We start from the raw sequence: 17,455 nt of genomic DNA, 5'->3' as shown, positions 1-17,455 counted from the left end.
TTTCTAAATGATGCTTCGTTTAAGTTAAACAATCATTTAAATATTACATTATGAAAAAGTTATTTTTAACGGCAGCGTTTACATTAGTCGGAGTAATCGCAGTATCAGCACAGTCAACACCACAAAAGCCAGCCGATACTTCTACTAATAACCCTACGACAACTCAAACCCAACAACCGAATACGCAGACTACAAATCCTGCGGATCCAAAGAATCAACAGGACAAATCACCTGCCACTACAATGGAAACTGCACCGGCAACTGATCCGTCAGTAAGTACAACACCTACTGATGCAACAAAGCCTGCAGATACTCCTAAAGAGGAAAAGAAAGACAAAAAGAAGAAAAAGTAAGCACTTTAGCAAACACTAGTCGGAATCCTGAAATCTTGTATTTCAGGATTTTTTTTGTTCAATTTCTTGTGCTCTGAACAGGATGATCTTAATGATGAGATCGAGCGGAAAACTTTCATGAATTGGAAACTGCACGGCTCCTTTAGAGAATTTATATTTTCTCTCTTTAAAATCTGTCTCAAAAGTACGGATGCCTTCAGCTCCCGGATAGAATCCTATATGCTTTTTATATCCGGCAAAATAAATCAAAGGTTTTCCTTTGTACCGGAAGGCGGGCATCTGATACCCAATATATTCTTCAATATCCGGAACCTGTAGATGTATTACTTTTCTAAGTTCTTGAAGCTTCTTCTGTACTTCTACCGGAAACAGAAGAATATATTCATCAATATTGGTAAAGGTGTTTTGCATGATATAAAAATAAAAAAAAGCACTGCATATAGCAGCGCTTTCTCCTTTCACTTTTTACTTTTTTCCCATTATCCCGGGAACAGGCTATATCAAAAAAGGTCGGGATTTTTTCCCAACCTTTGTTTTTTTGTTACACAACTCCTTGAGCCAACATTGCTTCTGCTACTTTTACGAAGCCGGCAATATTTGCACCTTTTACGTAGTTTACATAACCATCTTCGTCTTTTCCATAGTCTCTGCAAGCTTTGTGGATACCGATCATGATTTCCTTTAATCTTGCATCAACTTCTTCAGAAGTCCAGTTCAGACGGATAGAGTTCTGGGTCATTTCTAATCCTGAAGTCGCAACACCTCCAGCATTGGAAGCCTTACCAGGAGAGAATAATACTTTATTGTCTAAGAAATAGTTGATAGCATCAAGTGTAGAAGGCATGTTAGCCGCTTCAGTTACACAGATACATCCGTTTTCAACTAATTTTCTTGCATCATCTAAATCTAATTCGTTTTGAGTTGCAGAAGGGAAGGCAACATCACACTTCACATCCCAAGGACGTTTTCCAGCGTGGAATTCAGCAGATGGATATTTTTTAGCATAGTCTTCAGCTCTGTTGTTTCCTGAAGATCTAAGTTCCAATAAATAATCGATCTTTTCTCCGCTGATACCATCTTTATCGTAGATATATCCGTCAGGACCAGAGATTGTTACAACTTTAGCACCTAGTTCTGTTGCTTTTTTGATCACTCCCCACGCTACGTTTCCGAAACCTGATACCGTTACGATTTTATCTTTGAAATCTTGTCCGATCGTTTTAAGCATCTGCTCAGCGAAGTATACTACACCGTATCCTGTAGCTTCAGGACGGATTAATGAACCTCCATACGCAAGACCTTTTCCTGTAAGAACTCCGGTAAATTCGTTTCTGATTTTCTTGTATTGTCCGAATAAATATCCGATTTCTCTTGCTCCAACACCGATATCTCCTGCAGGTACGTCTGTTTCAGGACCGATGTGCTTGCATAATTCTGTCATGAAAGCCTGGCAGAAACGCATTACTTCCATATCAGATTTTCCTTGTGGATCAAAATCTGAACCTCCTTTTCCACCTCCCATTGGAAGTGTTGTCAAAGAGTTTTTGAATACCTGCTCGAAAGCTAGGAATTTAAGAACGGATAGGTTTACAGTAGGGTGGAAACGGATTCCTCCTTTGTATGGTCCAATAGCAGAGTTCATTTGAATTCTGAAACCTCTGTTAACCTGAATTTCTCCTTTGTCATCAACCCATGGAACTCTGAAAATAATAATTCTTTCAGCTTCAGCCATTCTTTCAAGCAGCTTCATTCCGGTATATTCTTTTTTAGTAGCAATGAATGGAATTACGGTTACGGCAACTTCTTTTACAGCCTGTAAAAATTCCGGTTCGTTAGGATTTTTTGCTTCAATTTTTGCAATAAACTCTTGGATTTTCTGGTCAATATTATATTGTTCCATATATTAAGGTTGAATATTATTGTCAACAAATTTAATTTTTTTTTCAAGATTCACAACACTATATTTTAACATTGTTAAAAATTAAATAATAATGTTTCGTAATATTATTAAATTAATAATTTATGTTCAAATTTTATTAAAAATGAAATGTTATGTGTGAAATAATGCAGTATTAAGAAATCGTTAAATCTTAAATTGCGATGAATTGCCTCCCGGAAAATGATTTTACTTTCCCTAAAAGTTCCAATTCCAAAATTATTGGTAAGATTTTGTGGGTAGGAAGATCAATTTTCTGTGCCAGGTCATCCAAAGAAATCTGAGGCTGGTCTTTAACAGATTGATATATTAAGTTTTGATTGTCAGATAATTGGAGGATAGTCTCGCTATAAGGAAATAACTCTTCCATTTTTTCTTTGGGTTCATTTAACCCAAGGAGTCCGATAAGGTCTTTCACGGTAGAAATGGCTGTCGCTTTATTATGGAAAATCAGCTGATTACAACCCTGGCTGGAGCTGTCCGTAATTTTTCCGGGCAGGGCAAAAACATCACGGTTATAATCATTAGCAAAAGCTGCGGTGCTTACAGAGCCTCCTCCAAAACCGGTTTCCACCACAATCGTTGCCGGAGATATTCCTGCCACAATTCTGTTTCTCTGGATGAAGTTTTCCCGATCCGGTTTTCTGGATGAACTAAACTCTGTGATTAATGCACCACCTTCCAGTAAAATTTTTTCAGATAGTTTTCTGTTTTTGGCAGGATATAAATATTTAAAACCATGGGCAAGAACAGCCACCGTAGGTTTTTGATGACGAATAGACTGTTCGTGAACCTCTTTGTCAATTCCCAAAGCGAGGCCGCTCACCGTTACATATTTTGAAGATTGTGTCGCTTCGAAAAAATCGTCAAGGAATTGTTTCCCATACGCTGTCATATTCCGGGTTCCTACAATACTTACCTTAGGTTGTATATTTTCAATATTCCCTTTTTGATAAAGGATAGCCGGTGCGTCATTACATTCGTTAAGCAGGGAGGGCGTTTCTTTAAGGTGTTTCAGCCTGATTTGAATATTATTTTTTTCGCAAAAATTTAATTCATCTTCTGCAAATTCCAAATGAGATGTATTTCCAATATCTGAAACTGTTTTCTGTCCTATTCCATCAAGTTGTTTATACTCTTTTTTTGCTCTTTTCCAGACCTCCTGGGCGCTTCCGAAAGTATGGACAAGCTTATGAAAATGGATATCACCAATCTGGCTGCACTCGCGGAGGGCGATGGCATAGAAGTATTCTTCGGAATTCATGTGTGTTTTTTTTCAAATGTAATGAAATAAGTTTTATCTTTTTCTTAATTCATCCAAATGATCCCAGATGTCATCTTTTTTCTTATACGGGAGCTCCATAAAATCTTCAGGATGGTTTTCCCTGTATTCCTGCCATAATTTATCATCCTTTTCGCTGTAATAATTCGGAAACTCCCAGATAAATTTTTTCTTCTTTTCTCCCACATTTTTAAAAGCAAATGCAATGATACTGCCTACCACAGCTCCGGAAAGGTGAGCCTGCCATGAAATTTTACTCGGTTCCTGCATGTTGTAGAACAGTTCCTCCGGAAGCATTCCCCAAACCAGACTGCCATAATAAAGCACAACAAGCATTGAAATCGTAAGAAGTTTCGTATTCCATTTAAAAACGCCGCTGAAGAAAAGGAAAAAGGCAAGCACATATACCACACCGCTGGCCCCAATGGTGCAGGTGTACATATATTCACCGGTAAGAATATCAATAGGAGGAAGAAGCCACACCAATAGTCCTGTTGCCAGCCAGCCGATAATAAAGACTTTGTTGGCCACTACCGGATAAAACTGATACAGCAAAAACATAAGTGCTGCTATCGGAATAGAGTTTCCTATAATATGATCAATATTTCCATGTAAAAGGGGAGAGGTAATAATGCCAAGCAATCCCTCGGGTAAGAGGGGAATAATGGCTCCAAAACAGCTTTGAAAGAAGCCCTGCATTTGTAAAAAGTACCCGAACCACATTGCTGAAAGCATCAGCAATGGATAGATAACCGCTCTTTTGGAAATTACATTTTTGAACATGTGGATTTTACGTCAAATCAAAAGCCAATGATAAATTTCGGAAAATTTGTCGATGAATAAGTTTCTACCGGCCTGATTTTAAGACAAAAGGTATTAAATTTAACTTTTGATCTCATTATTTGACATTGATTTTATAGAAATATCTTGTTATGAGATCATTAAACTTTATAGAAATGGGTTCTTTTAAAGCTGAATTTAGCTTTTAAAAAAATTATATTAATATTTTTGCATTGAAAATTATTTAGAGTAATGAAGAAGTTTTTATTGATTCTTTCCTGTTTTATAGGAATATATGCAAGTGCACAAGAAGAATTGAAAAAAGATTCCGCAGTGGTAGACACCATAAAATACTGGTCGGTTTTAGGAAAAAATACATTAATGATTAATCAGGCTGCCTTTTCAAACTGGGTAGGAGGTGGGGCCAATAACGTGGGATGGCTTGCCGGAATGAATTATAATCTGACATATGAAAAAGATAAAGACCTTTGGGAAAATATCATTATTCTTGGATATGGGCAGAATGATACAAAAGGCCAGGGAATCAGAAAAACACAGGACGTTATCAATGTTTCTACCAATTATGGGCGAAAATTCTCGAAAAGCTGGTATTTCTCTATGGGAGCAGGATTTCAATCACAGTTTGCTGCAGGATATGAAGACGGAAATAATCCTGATGCAAAAAAGATATCCAATTTTATGGCGCCAGGCTACCTGAACGTCGGGATGGGTATCACATACAGACCCAATGATGATCTCACGGTAACATTACGTCCTACCAACGCCAGATGGACATTTGTACTGGATAAAGACCTTCAGACAGCAGGGAGCTATGGTTTAAAAAATGATGGAGATACTTCTTTATTACAATTCGGTTTTCTGGGTACAGCAATGTATAAATTGAAAATTATGGAAGATATTTATTTAACCAATACGGCTTCTGTCTTCTCGAATTACCTTGATCACCCGGACAGATTAGTTCTTGCCTATGGAGCTTTGCTGAACTTAAAGGTAAATAAATACATATCTTCCAATGTGACCGTAGATTTGCTATACGATCATAATCAGATAGAGAAAACACAGCTGAAGCAAACTCTTGGAATCGGATTTGCCTATACGCTTGCAAATGGTGTAAAACGTTCTGATCGCAAAGACAGCCAGTGGTGGATCAAAAAATAGTTTGAACACTTATATTTTAATTAAAACACTTCAGAAATGAGGTGTTTTTTTGTTTTTTTAATGCTTTAATTTTAAGTTGACTTAAGTTTGTGGGTCACAATTTTGTTTTTCAAGTGGTTTGTTTTCAGTTGATTAAAGCGTGTTTTTTAATTATGTTAAATTCATTTTAAAGTGAATTTTATGTCGGCATAAATTATTATTTATACATTTGTAATAAATCAACATTATGAAAAAACTTTTATTGATCAGTTCTATCTCTTTTGGGGCTGCAGCACTCGCTCAGGAGGCTAAGACAGAAGCTCCGGTATCAGACACAGCTAAAGCATGGTCTATTCAGGGACAAAATACATTAATGCTTAATCAGGCTGCCTTTTCAAACTGGGTAGGTGGAGGAGCCAATAACGTAGGTTGGCTTGCCGGCGTTAATTACAACCTGACCTATGAAAAAGGGAAAGATCTTTGGGAAAATATTATTATTCTGGGGTACGGACAAAATAACACACAGGGAACAGGAGTTAGAAAAACGCAGGATGTGATTAATCTTTCTACAAACTATGGTAGAGAATTTGCCAAACATTGGTATTTATCTGCAGGGGCGGGGCTTCAGACTCAGTTTGCTCCGGGTTATGAAGATGGAAATAATCCTGATGCAAAAAAGATTTCCAATTTTATGGCTCCCGGATATCTGAGTGTAGGAGCAGGGGTTACATACCGTCCCAATGATAATCTTACAGTTACTTTACGACCTGCGAATGCCAGATGGACTTTTGTTTTAGACGAAGATCTTCAGAAAGCAGGAACTTACGGTCTTAAAAACGATGGAGATTCTTCTCTTTTCCAATTCGGTTTCCTGGGAACGGCAATGTACAAACTGAAGATTATGGAGAATATAACCCTACTGAATACGGCTTCTGTATTCTCAAACTACCTTGATCATCCGGACAGGCTTGTCCTTGGATATAGCGGAGTTTTGAGCATGAAAATCAATAAATATATTTCTACCAACGTTACCCTTGACCTTTTGTATGACCATAATCAGATATGGAAGACCCAGCTGAAGCAGACATTGGGCGTAGGATTGGCTTATAATTTTGATAACGGTAAGAAACGTTCAGAAAATAAAGATAACCAAAGCTGGTTGAAAAAATAAGAGACACACAATCTGTAAATACAATAAAAAAGCACTTCATTTGAAGTGCTTTTTTATCAATATATATAAGTTTTAAAATTCTATATCAACTTCTAATTTCTCAGCCAGCAGCTTTGAAATTTTCTCTTTTAGAGGCTCTATATCAATATTCTGCATAGCATCATTCGCAAAAGCATATAAAAGTAATGCCTGTGCTTCTTTTTTCGAAATTCCTCTGGCTCTCAGATAGAATAAAGCATCTTCATTCAATTGTCCTACTGTACATCCGTGAGAACATTTTACATCGTCTGCAAAAATTTCTAACTGAGGTTTTGTATCAATACTTGCCCCTTCGCTTAGCAATACATTGTTGTTTTGCTGATAAGCATTTGTCTTCTGAGCAATTTTGTCCACAAAAACTTTTCCGTTGAACACTCCGTGGGCGTTACCATCAAAAATTCCTTTGTAGTTCTGATAACTTTCACAGTTCGGGAAGTTGTGGTGGACTGCTGTATGGTGGTCTACCAGCTGATCTTTTCCGATGATGGTGATTCCGTTCATGAATGAATTGATATTGGATCCATTATGAATAAAATCAAGGTTGTTTCTTACCAGTTTACCTCCGAAAGAGAATGTGTTTACCGTTGTTAAACTGTCTTTCTCCTGTCTTGCGAAAGTATTGTCGATAAGATAGGTTGTGTTGTTATCGTTCTGAAGTTTGTGCCAGTCAGCTTTCGCATTTGGGTATGTAAAGATCTCTGTTACAGAGTTTGTCAGTACGTAAGTGGTGTCAAAATTATGGTGGCTTTCAATCACTTCTACTTTTGCTCCTTCTTCTACGATCAAAAGGTTTCTGGTATTGTAGAATGTATTTTCTTCCTGATTCTGAGAAATATAAAAAACGTGGATTGGCTTTTCAATCACTACATTTTTAGGAACTTTAAGGAAGAAGCCATATTTGCAGTAAGCAAGGTTCAGGTTCGTAAAAGCCTGTTCTTTAGAAGCAATGGTATTGAAATATTTTTCAAAAACCTCCTTATGTTTCTCATCATTCAATGCATAATTGAATGAAAGGAACTCCACATTTTCAATAGAAACTTTAGAAAGCTCTTTGTGAAGTTTACCGTTTACAAAAACAATCCAATCAAAATTCTCTTCACCAAGATGCAGTTCATCAAACTGCTCTTTAGTGATATTGTGGTGCTCTTTCGGGAAGAAGTTGTAGCTTTTTTCCGTGATCTCCTTTAGATTGGTATATTTATATTCTTCGTCTTTTTTAGTAGGAAAACCAAAGTTTGCAAATTTTTGAAGCGCTGTTTTTCTTTCCTCATCCAGAAATCTGTGACGAAGACTCTCCAAAAATTCACTATGGTTCTCTATAATTTGTTCTTTTAATGCCATTACTGGTATGTCTGTGGTTTGCACCATTTTTTCTTTTTTTTGAACTAAAATATTGTTATTCCGAGGAATAGGAATCCAATTTTTACTTTAGAGATTCATATTTGCTGCACTTCATAAATGGTTGCCATAATTTCAAATCTCAAATAGTAAATTTCAAATTAATTTAAAAGCCAGTCGTAACCTTTTTCTTCAAGCTCCAATGCTAAAGATTTATCACCGGTTTTGATGATTTTCCCATCTGCTAACACATGAACGAAGTCAGGCTGAATATAGTTAAGCAATCTTTGATAGTGGGTAATCAGAAGAACTGCATTTCCTTCATTTTTGAAGTAGTTTACTCCATCTGCAACGATTCTTAAAGCATCGATATCCAATCCTGAATCGGTTTCATCAAGAATAGCCAATTTCGGATTAAGCATCATCATCTGGAAGATCTCGTTTCTTTTCTTTTCACCTCCGGAGAATCCTTCGTTCAATGATCTTGAAAGAAAATCTTTTTTGATTCCCAGTTTTTCAGATTTCTCACGGATTAGAGCAAGCATTTCTTTTGCCGGCATCTCTTCCAGTCCGTTTGCTTTTCTTGTTTCGTTTAAAGCGGCTTTGATAAAGTTCGTTACAGAAACTCCTGGAATTTCTACAGGATACTGGAAAGAAAGGAAAATTCCTTTGTGAGCTCTATCTTCAGGAGCATCTTCGCTGATGTCCTGTCCGTCAAAAAGGATCTCTCCACCAGTCACTTCGTAATCTTCTTTTCCTGCGATTACAGAAGAAAGGGTAGACTTACCAGCTCCGTTTGGTCCCATGATAGCGTGAACTTCGCCCGGCTTTATTTCAAGATTAATCCCTTTTAATATTTCTGCGCCATCTTCAATTTTGGCGTGAAGGTCTTTAATTTGTAACATTCTTGCTAACTTTTGCTTTATAATTGTGTGAGCTTCTCATTGTGTATTCACTTTGTCTTTAACTGAAGTATTTCCTCAGCGGACATAGAAGCTTTTTATATTTTATTTTACTAATAATCTCCTGTGAAGATTACAATTTATTTCCCGTTGATAACGGTTGATCATCTGATAAAAACTCTGAAAACCTTGCCTTTAAATCAGTTGGTTTTTATCTGAAAATCCTTTTAAAAGATTAACCTACCGAACCTTCTAGTGAAATTTCAAGTAGTTTCTGTGCTTCAATAGCAAATTCCATTGGAAGTTTATTTAAAACTTCTTTACTGAAACCATTTACAATCAGAGCAATAGCTCTTTCTGTGTCAATACCTCTCTGGTTACAGTAGAAAATCTGGTCTTCCCCGATTTTTGAAGTCGTAGCCTCGTGCTCTAACTGTGCCGTAGGATCTTTAATTTCAATATAAGGGAACGTATGAGCTCCACATTCATTACCCATCAATAAAGAGTCACACTGTGAGAAGTTTCTTGCTCCTTTTGCAGAAGGCATTACTTTTACCTGTCCTCTGTATGAGTTCTGGGATTTCCCGGCAGAAATACCTTTAGAAATGATCGTAGATTTGGTGTTTTTACCAATGTGGATCATTTTTGTTCCTGTATCTGCATATTGGTGGTTGTTGGTTACCGCAATAGAGTAGAACTCTCCGATAGAATTGTCTCCTTTTAAGATACAAGAAGGATATTTCCATGTTACAGCTGAACCTGTTTCAACCTGTGTCCAGGAGATTTTTGCATTTCTTTCGCAAAGTCCTCTCTTCGTTACAAAGTTGAATACACCTCCTTTACCTTCTTCATTACCCGGGTACCAGTTCTGTACCGTTGAATATTTAATTTCAGCATTATCTAAAGCGATAAGCTCTACAACCGCTGCGTGAAGCTGGTTTTCATCTCTTGACGGTGCTGTACATCCTTCAAGATAAGATACATAACTTCCTTCATCAGCTACAAGAAGCGTTCTTTCAAACTGTCCTGTTCCTGCCTGATTGATACGGAAATAAGTAGAAAGTTCCATCGGGCATTTTACTCCTTTAGGAATATAACAGAAACTTCCGTCAGAAAATACTGCGGAATTCAATGCTGCATAGAAGTTATCTCCTCTCGGAACTACTTTTCCAAGATATTTTCTTACCAGATCAGGGTGGTTTTTAATAGCCTCAGAGATCGAGCAGAAAATAATTCCTTTTTCTGCAAGTGTATCCTGGAAAGTGGTTTTCACAGAAACTGAGTCCATTACGATATCTACAGCAACTCCTGAAAGTCTTTTTTGCTCTTCGATATTAATCCCTAGCTTTTCGAATGTTTTCAATAGTTCAGGATCTACTTCGTCAAGGCTTGCCAGTTCAGGCTTTACTTTTGGAGCAGCATAGTAACGGATTGCCTGAAAATCCGGTTTTTCATATTTGATATTAGCCCACTCAGGCTCTACCATTTTTTGCCAGATTTTGAAAGATTCCAATCGCCATTCAGTCATCCATTCCGGCTCTTCTTTTTTAGCAGAGATCGCACGGATGATATCCTCGTTTAAACCAGTCGGGAAGTCTTCATAATCAATCTTCGTCTCCCAACCGAATTCATATTTTTTATTTTCTAGATCGACTCTTAGATCGTCTTCTGTATATTTACTCATTATTTTTTTTTAGGTTTCAGATTAGATTTCAGAAGTCAGAATAGCTCTGAGGTCTGAAATCTAGGATCTAATGTCTTTTCTCTAAAGACTAAATGATTCCCCGCATCCACATGTTCTGGATGCATTCGGGTTGTTAAAAACAAACCCTTTTCCGTTCAATCCTCCTGAATACTCAAGAGTTGTTCCTGCTAAATAAAGGATGGATTTTTTATCTATAATAATTTTAATGTTATTATCTTCAAAAATCTGATCTGTGTCTGTTTTTTCGTTGTCAAACTTTAAAACATACTCTAAACCAGAGCATCCGCCGCTTTTTACCCCTACTCTTATATAATCTTCAGCAGGGTTAAAACCATCTTCCGTCATTAACTGGATGGCTTTCTCCTTTGCATGGTCTGATACTTTTATCATTGTATTTATTTAGAATGATTTAATGATGCAAAAATACAAACTAATTTCCGCAATCTCAAATCGAAGATGTCTATTTTAATGATTATGATATTAATAGCAATTTATCAGAGGATAAATGATGTTAAAAAAAGATAAACTGAGCCGTTTTCTGTTAAGGTTTTATTCATAATTTTAACCTTGAATCGTATTTTAAATCTATAAGGAAGACATATAATCAAGCAATAAGGGAGAAAACTTGTCAAAAATAAAGTACAATAAATCTTTCTTTTAATAATGCTCAATAAATAAAAATATAAATGAAAAAAATAGGTATTATCGCATTGGCGCTCTTCATACAGAATGTTTCTGCACAAACCAACAGATTCGTATATCAGGTGACGATGAAGCCTGATGCTGAAAATAAAACAGATATCAAGACTGAAAATGCTTATCTGGATATTTCTCCGGAAAAATCTGTGTTTTATTCTGAAAACAGAATCAAAAGAGATTCTATTATGCAAAAAGCATTTCAGAGCGGAGGCGGAAGAGCAAGCATCAACAGAGATCAGATGGAAGGATTGAAAACGAATATCAGCTATTCCATTGAAAAAGATAAAACCAATCAAAAGACCTATTTTAAAGACAGAATCGGGCGTGATCTCTATTCGTATGAAGAAGACAGACCACTGAACTGGAAAATAGAGTCAGAAACGAGAAAAATAGGCGAGTATAAAGTTCAGAAAGCTGAAACTGATTTTGGTGGGAGAAAATGGACGGCATGGTTTACAACAGATCTTCCTTATCAGGATGGACCTTATAAGTTCGGAGGACTTCCGGGGTTGATTGTAAAAGTGGAAGATGATAAAGGAGATTATTCTTTTGATCTTATGAAAAACTATAAAATTGCTGAGTTTCCGGCTTTGAACCAGTTTGGAAATACTTTGAAAGTAAAAAGAACAGATTATATCAAACAGCAGCAAAAATTTAAAGCTGATCCGATGTCGTTTATGAGCCAAAGTGGCAGTGGACAAGGTGGATTTTCTAATACAATAAGAATAGGCGGAGGCGGAAGAGGCTCCGGCGGCGGAAACCAAAATCCTGCTGATATGAGAAAAAGAATGGAAGAAAGGGTGAAAGAAGAGGCTAAGAAAAATTCTAATCCGATCGAATTGCAATAAATAAAAAAGCGGTCTTGACTTAAGACCGCTTTTTTATATCATTATAATTTTTGATAAAAACTATTTTAATAGCTGGTTGAAAGTATCACCCTGTCTGATATCTCCGGTGTTGTACCCTTTCATAAACCATTCTTTACGCTGTGCAGAAGAGCCGTGGGTAAAACTTTCCTGATTCACATATCCCTGTGCTCTTTTCTGAATATTATCATCGCCAACCGCTTCGGCAGCATCTATGGCAGACTCAATATCTCCGGGTTCCAGAATATGTTTGCTGTCATTGGTTTTTTTTGCCCATACTCCGGCATAGAAATCAGCCTGTAATTCTGTCGCAACGGATACTCTGTTCATCTGCTCTTCGGAATATCTTCCGCTTCTTCTTAGCGCATCCACTTTCTGTGTAGTTCCCAAAAGGGTCTGAACATGGTGTCCTACTTCATGCGCAAGAACATAAGCTACCGTAAATTCTGTTACTTTAGCTCCGAATTTTTGCTGAAGTTCACCAAAAAAACTCATATCCATATAGACTTTCTGATCGGCCGGGCAATAGAATGGCCCCATGGCAGATTGAGCCGTACCGCATGCTGAAGATGTTGTATTTTCGAAAAGAACAATTCCTGGATCGGTATAGGTCATGCCATTTTCTGTGAAAATCTGATTCCAGGTCTGGCTATTCCATGCGTCCATCATTTTGACCATTTCTCCGATTTGTTTTTCATCGGCAGTAAGCTCTCTCTGTTCTCCGGAATTTCCTGAAGGCTGCATGCCTCCGGAATTCAAGATACCGGATGGATCACCTCCCAAAAAGAATACGATGGCTGCTATAATTAAAGTTCCGAGTCCGCCTCCTACAATCATACCGCCACTTCCGCCTCCTGAACCACGGCGGTCATCAACGTTTCCGCCTCTGTCGTCTGTCCATTTCATACTAATAAATTTATGGGTTAATTTAAATATTTTACGCCAGATTATAAGCGAAAATATTTAGATATTTATCTGTTGAGTTGTTTCGTTTTTAGCCAGTAAGAGGTAGACTGATAAGCTGATACAGCATCATCCACCAGTTTCTGATCTGGATTTTTTAATAATTTTTCGTCGTAATATAGTTTAAACTCAGGTTTCAGATCACTTTTTTCCAGTTCCAAAGAATATTGTTTTACCTTTTTTACCGGCGAAATAATGGTCAAACGTTCACCTTTGATAAATCCAAGATCCTGATAGGTTGCCACATAAGCTTTAGGCTGGAATTCCGGTTTGAACACATCCTGACCCAGGAATTTAGACTGATAGCTGAAGTTTAATAAGCCCAAAACGGTCGGCATTATATCGATCTGCGACATCAGCGCATCAAATTTCTGAGGCTGAATAAATCCTTCAGAAAATACCATAGCAGGAATTCTGTATTTATCCATCGGAAGTTCCGTTTTTCCCGCACTGGATGCACAATGGTCTGCAATGATAACAAAAACCGTATTCTTGTACCAGTCTTGTTTCTTAGCCATATCGAAGAACAACTTAAGAGAGTAGTCTGTATACTTTACACCCCCTTCACGGGATTTTGCCGTTCCCGGAATATCAATTCTTCCGTCAGGATAGGTAAATGGTCTGTGGTTGGAAACTGTCATCCAATGATTGAAAAACGGTTTTCCTGACTTAGCTTCAGCATTCATTATCTGAATAGCTTTTCTGGCCATATCTTCATCAGCAACGCCCCAAACATTGGCAAAAGTAATTTCTTCAGGTTTAAAGTTATTTCTATCTACGATACCATAGCCGTTTCCTCCGAAGAAATCCTGCATATTATCAAAATAGCTGTATCCGCCGTATAAAAATTTAACATCATATCCTTTAGACTTGAAAACACTTCCGGTTGTGAATTTATTCTTATTGTCATCTCTCTTGATGATACTTTCTCCTGCTGTAGGAGGAATACATAATGTCAAAGCTTCCAGTCCGCGTACTGTTCTGTTTCCGGTTGCATACAGATTGGTAAACATGAGTGATTTATCAGCAAGACTGTCCAGGAAAGGAGTAATTTTTTGGGTATTGCCATAATGTTCCATGAAATCTGCAGAAAGACTTTCAATGGAGATCAATACTACGTTTTTCTTCACTTCAGGCTGTTCTGCAACAACAGCTCTTGATAAAGTAGGTTGTGGATACTGGCTTAAGAAATTCTTTTCAGCCTGCTGTTGGTTAATCTGTGAATAAAACTGGAAATAATCCAGTTCATTATGGGTAAACGCCCAGTAGAACTTAGGAAGTCCGTTGGCTTCAATTTCGTCTGCGAAAACATTGTCGGATCTGATTTGTATCAAGGATGGTATTGCCAGTGCACTCAACGCACAAAGTACCATAAAACTACCCAGCAGCACCATTTTTTGTTTAAAATCTGGTAGTTCCAGAAGCTCATCTTTTGTTTTCTTATAAATAAACCATGTGATGACCAGGGTAACAATCATGATGGCAGAAAACAGCGGAATAACCGGATAGCTTTCCATGATATTCCCAATCACCTCATTGGTATAGATAAGATAATCTACAGCAATAAAATTATAACGAACTCCAAATTCATTATAGAAAAAATATTCACTTACCCCGTTGAAAATGATCAGAAGAACATATAACAGTAATGTGATGAAATATAATATATTACGGATCTTAATTCTCTGTGCAGGAAGGAACAGCATCAATCCGAAGAAAAGGGCCTTAATTCCTACGAAAACAAGGGCTATTTCCATGATGGAACCTCCATACTGCTTGAAAATATTGTTCGGCACAAGCCATATATAAAGGAAGAATAGAACCAGAGCACTCAGAATAATGTGTCCGTAAGGTTTTTTATATTTTGAATTGGAAAGAAAGAGGAAGTAAAGAGCGAGAATGGAACTGGCCAGTATGAAAACAAAAATGTCATTCACCAGACCTATCAGCAAAACTTTTACAACTTCGAAAAATCCAAAACTAGCAGTAGTAATAGGATGAAAAAAGAATACGGTTCTTATTATCAACGAAATAATAAGATAGAAAATTCCTAAATACAGGAAGGGTTTTATTTTTTTTAAAAACATGTATTGTCTGTCTTTATTAATTTTCACAAAGATAGTTTTTGTAGAGAACTTTTGACAGAAAAAAAGAAAAACATCCTTTTTATTAATAAGATTTGTGAATTATTTATAGAGCAATAAAAAAAGGACTATTAAAAAATAGCCCCATTATATTGTCGAAATACATCGTTGGTTAAGAGTGTCCGAAACCGATATTTCCTTTTTTGTCGGATAATTTCTTTTTGAAATCAATCATTCTTAGCGCAGTAACGGCTGCTTCCACCCCTTTGTTCCCAAGATCACCACCACTTCTTGCAATAGATTGTTCTTTGTTATCATCTGTTAATACACAGAAAATAGTAGGGGTGTCCGTCATGATGTTACAGTCTTTGATTCCCTGCGCTACTGCAGAGCATACATAGTCAAAATGAGGAGTTTCCCCACGGATCACACATCCGATAGAAATTACTGCGTTATATTTTCTCTCTTTGCAAAGTTGCATACTAGCATAGCTTAATTCGAAAGCTCCTGGTACAGGGAAAAGTTTGATGTTTTCAGGTTTTACCCCTTCTTTTTCAAGGATTTCCAAAGCTGCATCACGAAGATTGTAAGTTACAAAATCATTCCACTCAGAAAAAACAATGCCGATAGAAAAATCTTCGGCATTCGTTATATGAAGTGGCTTGTAATCGGAAAGATTAACTGTTGCCATTTTTTAATAATATTTAGTCATTTCGATATAAGAATCAGACATTCCGTTGTCGTAGTCCTGATATTTCTCGTCAATTGCAGAGAAGTATTTTTTAGCTTCTGCATTTTTCTTTAATCCTAAAGCAACAATACCTGCTTTTCTTGTAAAATAATACGTTGTATAAGGATCATCAGATGCTGTAGCAGCCTGATCTAATAAGGACAGAGCTTCATCATTTTTGTTAAGACCTGATTTTGCATCAGCCATTGCTCCATACTTCATTGCCATCAAAGTTTTGTTTTTGGAAGAGAATTTATCCAAAAGATCATATGCTTCCTGGAATTTTCCTTCTTTGAATTTTAACAAACCCGCATTGTAAGCAGAAAGTTTACCAATTTCAGTAGAAGAATATTCATTAGCTGTACCTATAAAACCAGGATTAGCTGCAGATTTTCCACCTAAGGCATCTTTATCTTTACCTTCCGTAAGATTTTTTTGAGCAGCAAGGAAACTTTTTACAGCTTCAGTGTTCTTTGGAGCAATCACAAATTGCTTATAAGCAAAGAATCCTAAAACTCCTAAAATCAAAGCTCCAAATACAAAACCAAGCGGCTTTGAATATTTTTCAACAAATCTTTCAGTGTTTAAAGCCTCTCTGTCAAGGTCTTTAAAGAACTCAACCGTTTCTTTACCTTCTTGCTCGTTCTGAGCACTCTTTCCCAATTTTGCCATAAGTTTTTAAAAATTGAAATGCAAATTTAATTGTTTCTGAGAGATTTACAAAATACTTTGTGAGTATTATTGACGAAATCTTGTGAATTGTTAATGGTTAATGATGAATTTATTAAAAAAAGATGCTTCGAGATGCTCAGCATGACACTTCTGATACTGCTTGTTCTAATCTCACAGTAAATTATTAGCCATTGTCATGCCGAGCGGAGCCGAAGCATTTATCTTGTTAGGATCAATCTTAATAACTTAAAATATGGTAGATCTCTGCCCCGAATTTCTTCAGTTTTTCATCTCCATTTAAGCCTTGTAAACCGATAAGGAAACTGAACTGTGAAACTATTGCGCCTTGTTTTTCTACTAATTTGGCAGCAGCTTCAGTAGTTCCTCCGGTTGCCAGAAGATCATCATGAATCAAAACTCTTTGTCCGGGTTTTATCTGCCCTTCACGGGTTTCTATAATAGCGCTTCCATATTCCAGGTCATATGTTTCTGAAATGACAGGAGGAGGAAGTTTTCCCGCTTTTCTGATTAAGATGAATGGAACTTCCAATGCCACAGCGATAGCGATTCCAAAAAGGTAACCGCGGCTTTCAATTCCGCAGACTGCATCGATTTTCCCTTTACTGAAGGCTACAAGATCTGCAATAACGTCTTCATAAAGTTTTGGATTTAAAAAGATGGGTGAAATATCCTTAAACTGTATTCCCGGAATCGGAAAATCAGGAATGTTTTCAATTGTTTCTTCTAATTTCTTGATCAGTTCTGCTGAAGCCATTT

General features: G+C 36.9%; 17 protein-coding genes. 4 read left to right on the top strand and 13 right to left on the bottom strand.

Annotated features, from left to right (window positions below; all coding sequences use genetic code 11):
• The first annotated feature begins 50 nt into the window (after positions 1-50).
• Positions 51-353, top strand: a complete 303-nt coding sequence (locus AB1278_RS23190) for a hypothetical protein (RefSeq protein WP_429817270.1) — start codon at positions 51-53, stop codon at positions 351-353.
• Between the two features lie 42 nt (positions 354-395).
• Here AB1278_RS23190 and AB1278_RS23185 read toward each other — a convergent pair whose 3' ends face one another.
• From AB1278_RS23185 to AB1278_RS23170, 4 genes are all read right to left on the bottom strand, one after another.
• The gene (locus tag AB1278_RS23185) at positions 396-764 is read right to left on the bottom strand and encodes an iron chaperone (RefSeq protein ID WP_429817267.1); all 369 of its coding nucleotides are present in this window, start codon (positions 762-764) and stop codon (positions 396-398) included.
• A gap of 130 nt (positions 765-894) precedes the next feature.
• Positions 895-2,253, bottom strand: coding sequence for an NADP-specific glutamate dehydrogenase (gene gdhA, locus AB1278_RS23180; protein WP_062673086.1), 1,359 nt, complete (start codon positions 2,251-2,253; stop codon positions 895-897).
• Positions 2,254-2,443: 190 nt separating this feature from the next.
• Positions 2,444-3,553 carry a DNA-processing protein DprA gene (dprA, locus tag AB1278_RS23175; protein WP_429817263.1) on the bottom strand — a complete coding sequence of 370 codons (1,110 nt, stop codon included), beginning with the start codon at positions 3,551-3,553 and terminating at the stop codon, positions 2,444-2,446.
• Positions 3,554-3,586: 33 nt separating this feature from the next.
• Complete coding sequence (locus AB1278_RS23170; protein WP_227941208.1) at positions 3,587-4,354, bottom strand: rhomboid family intramembrane serine protease; 768 nt, start codon at positions 4,352-4,354, stop codon at positions 3,587-3,589.
• A 249-nt stretch (positions 4,355-4,603) separates the two neighbouring features.
• Between AB1278_RS23170 and AB1278_RS23165 the strand changes: the two genes are divergently transcribed.
• Both AB1278_RS23165 and AB1278_RS23160 read left to right on the top strand, forming a co-directional pair.
• Positions 4,604-5,530, top strand: a complete 927-nt coding sequence (locus tag AB1278_RS23165; RefSeq protein WP_330744871.1) for a DUF3078 domain-containing protein — start codon at positions 4,604-4,606, stop codon at positions 5,528-5,530.
• 226 nt (positions 5,531-5,756) lie between these two features.
• Positions 5,757-6,680 carry a DUF3078 domain-containing protein gene (locus tag AB1278_RS23160; RefSeq protein ID WP_202841914.1) on the top strand — a complete coding sequence of 308 codons (924 nt, stop codon included), beginning with the start codon at positions 5,757-5,759 and terminating at the stop codon, positions 6,678-6,680.
• Positions 6,681-6,752: 72 nt separating this feature from the next.
• Here the strand turns inward: AB1278_RS23160 and sufD are convergent, their stop codons facing one another.
• The 4 genes from sufD to AB1278_RS23140 all read right to left on the bottom strand — a co-directional run bounded on the left by sufD (position 6,753) and on the right by AB1278_RS23140 (position 11,054).
• Positions 6,753-8,060: a Fe-S cluster assembly protein SufD gene (gene sufD / locus AB1278_RS23155; protein ID WP_429817423.1), complete on the bottom strand. Its 1,308-nt coding sequence runs from the start codon at positions 8,058-8,060 to the stop codon at positions 6,753-6,755.
• Positions 8,061-8,218: 158 nt separating this feature from the next.
• Entirely contained in the window at positions 8,219-8,962 is a 744-nt protein-coding gene (sufC, locus tag AB1278_RS23150) for a Fe-S cluster assembly ATPase SufC (protein WP_110009100.1), read from the bottom strand.
• A 232-nt stretch (positions 8,963-9,194) separates the two neighbouring features.
• Positions 9,195-10,643 carry a Fe-S cluster assembly protein SufB gene (gene sufB, locus AB1278_RS23145; protein WP_062673097.1) on the bottom strand — a complete coding sequence of 483 codons (1,449 nt, stop codon included), beginning with the start codon at positions 10,641-10,643 and terminating at the stop codon, positions 9,195-9,197.
• A gap of 81 nt (positions 10,644-10,724) precedes the next feature.
• Complete coding sequence (locus tag AB1278_RS23140) at positions 10,725-11,054, bottom strand: HesB/IscA family protein (protein ID WP_062673099.1); 330 nt, start codon at positions 11,052-11,054, stop codon at positions 10,725-10,727.
• A 296-nt stretch (positions 11,055-11,350) separates the two neighbouring features.
• On the opposite strand from AB1278_RS23140, the gene AB1278_RS23135 reads away from it, so the two are divergent.
• Positions 11,351-12,211, top strand: coding sequence for a GLPGLI family protein (locus AB1278_RS23135; protein WP_110009101.1), 861 nt, complete (start codon positions 11,351-11,353; stop codon positions 12,209-12,211).
• Positions 12,212-12,271: 60 nt separating this feature from the next.
• On the opposite strand, the gene ypfJ is transcribed toward AB1278_RS23135, so the two are convergent.
• From ypfJ to AB1278_RS23110, 5 genes are all read right to left on the bottom strand, one after another.
• Positions 12,272-13,135, bottom strand: coding sequence for a KPN_02809 family neutral zinc metallopeptidase (ypfJ, locus tag AB1278_RS23130; protein ID WP_429817256.1), 864 nt, complete (start codon positions 13,133-13,135; stop codon positions 12,272-12,274).
• 65 nt (positions 13,136-13,200) lie between these two features.
• Complete coding sequence (locus AB1278_RS23125) at positions 13,201-15,279, bottom strand: LTA synthase family protein (RefSeq protein WP_429817420.1); 2,079 nt, start codon at positions 15,277-15,279, stop codon at positions 13,201-13,203.
• A 169-nt stretch (positions 15,280-15,448) separates the two neighbouring features.
• Entirely contained in the window at positions 15,449-15,967 is a 519-nt protein-coding gene (ribH, locus tag AB1278_RS23120) for a 6,7-dimethyl-8-ribityllumazine synthase (protein WP_429817254.1), read from the bottom strand.
• A 3-nt stretch (positions 15,968-15,970) separates the two neighbouring features.
• On the bottom strand, positions 15,971-16,678 hold the full coding sequence (locus AB1278_RS23115; RefSeq protein WP_062673110.1) for a hypothetical protein: 708 nt from the start codon (positions 16,676-16,678) through the stop codon (positions 15,971-15,973).
• A gap of 238 nt (positions 16,679-16,916) precedes the next feature.
• A complete protein-coding gene (locus AB1278_RS23110) occupies positions 16,917-17,453 on the bottom strand; it encodes an adenine phosphoribosyltransferase (protein WP_110009105.1) in 537 nt (178 codons plus the stop codon).
• Positions 17,454-17,455 lie beyond the last annotated feature (2 nt).

It is taken from the genome of Chryseobacterium sp. NRRL B-14798, assembly GCF_050470705.1.
In the GTDB taxonomy this organism is placed as follows: domain Bacteria; phylum Bacteroidota; class Bacteroidia; order Flavobacteriales; family Weeksellaceae; genus Chryseobacterium; species Chryseobacterium cupriresistens.
The sequence above is the reverse complement of the archived record's forward strand: the minus strand, read 5'-3'. Positions and strand labels throughout refer to the sequence as shown.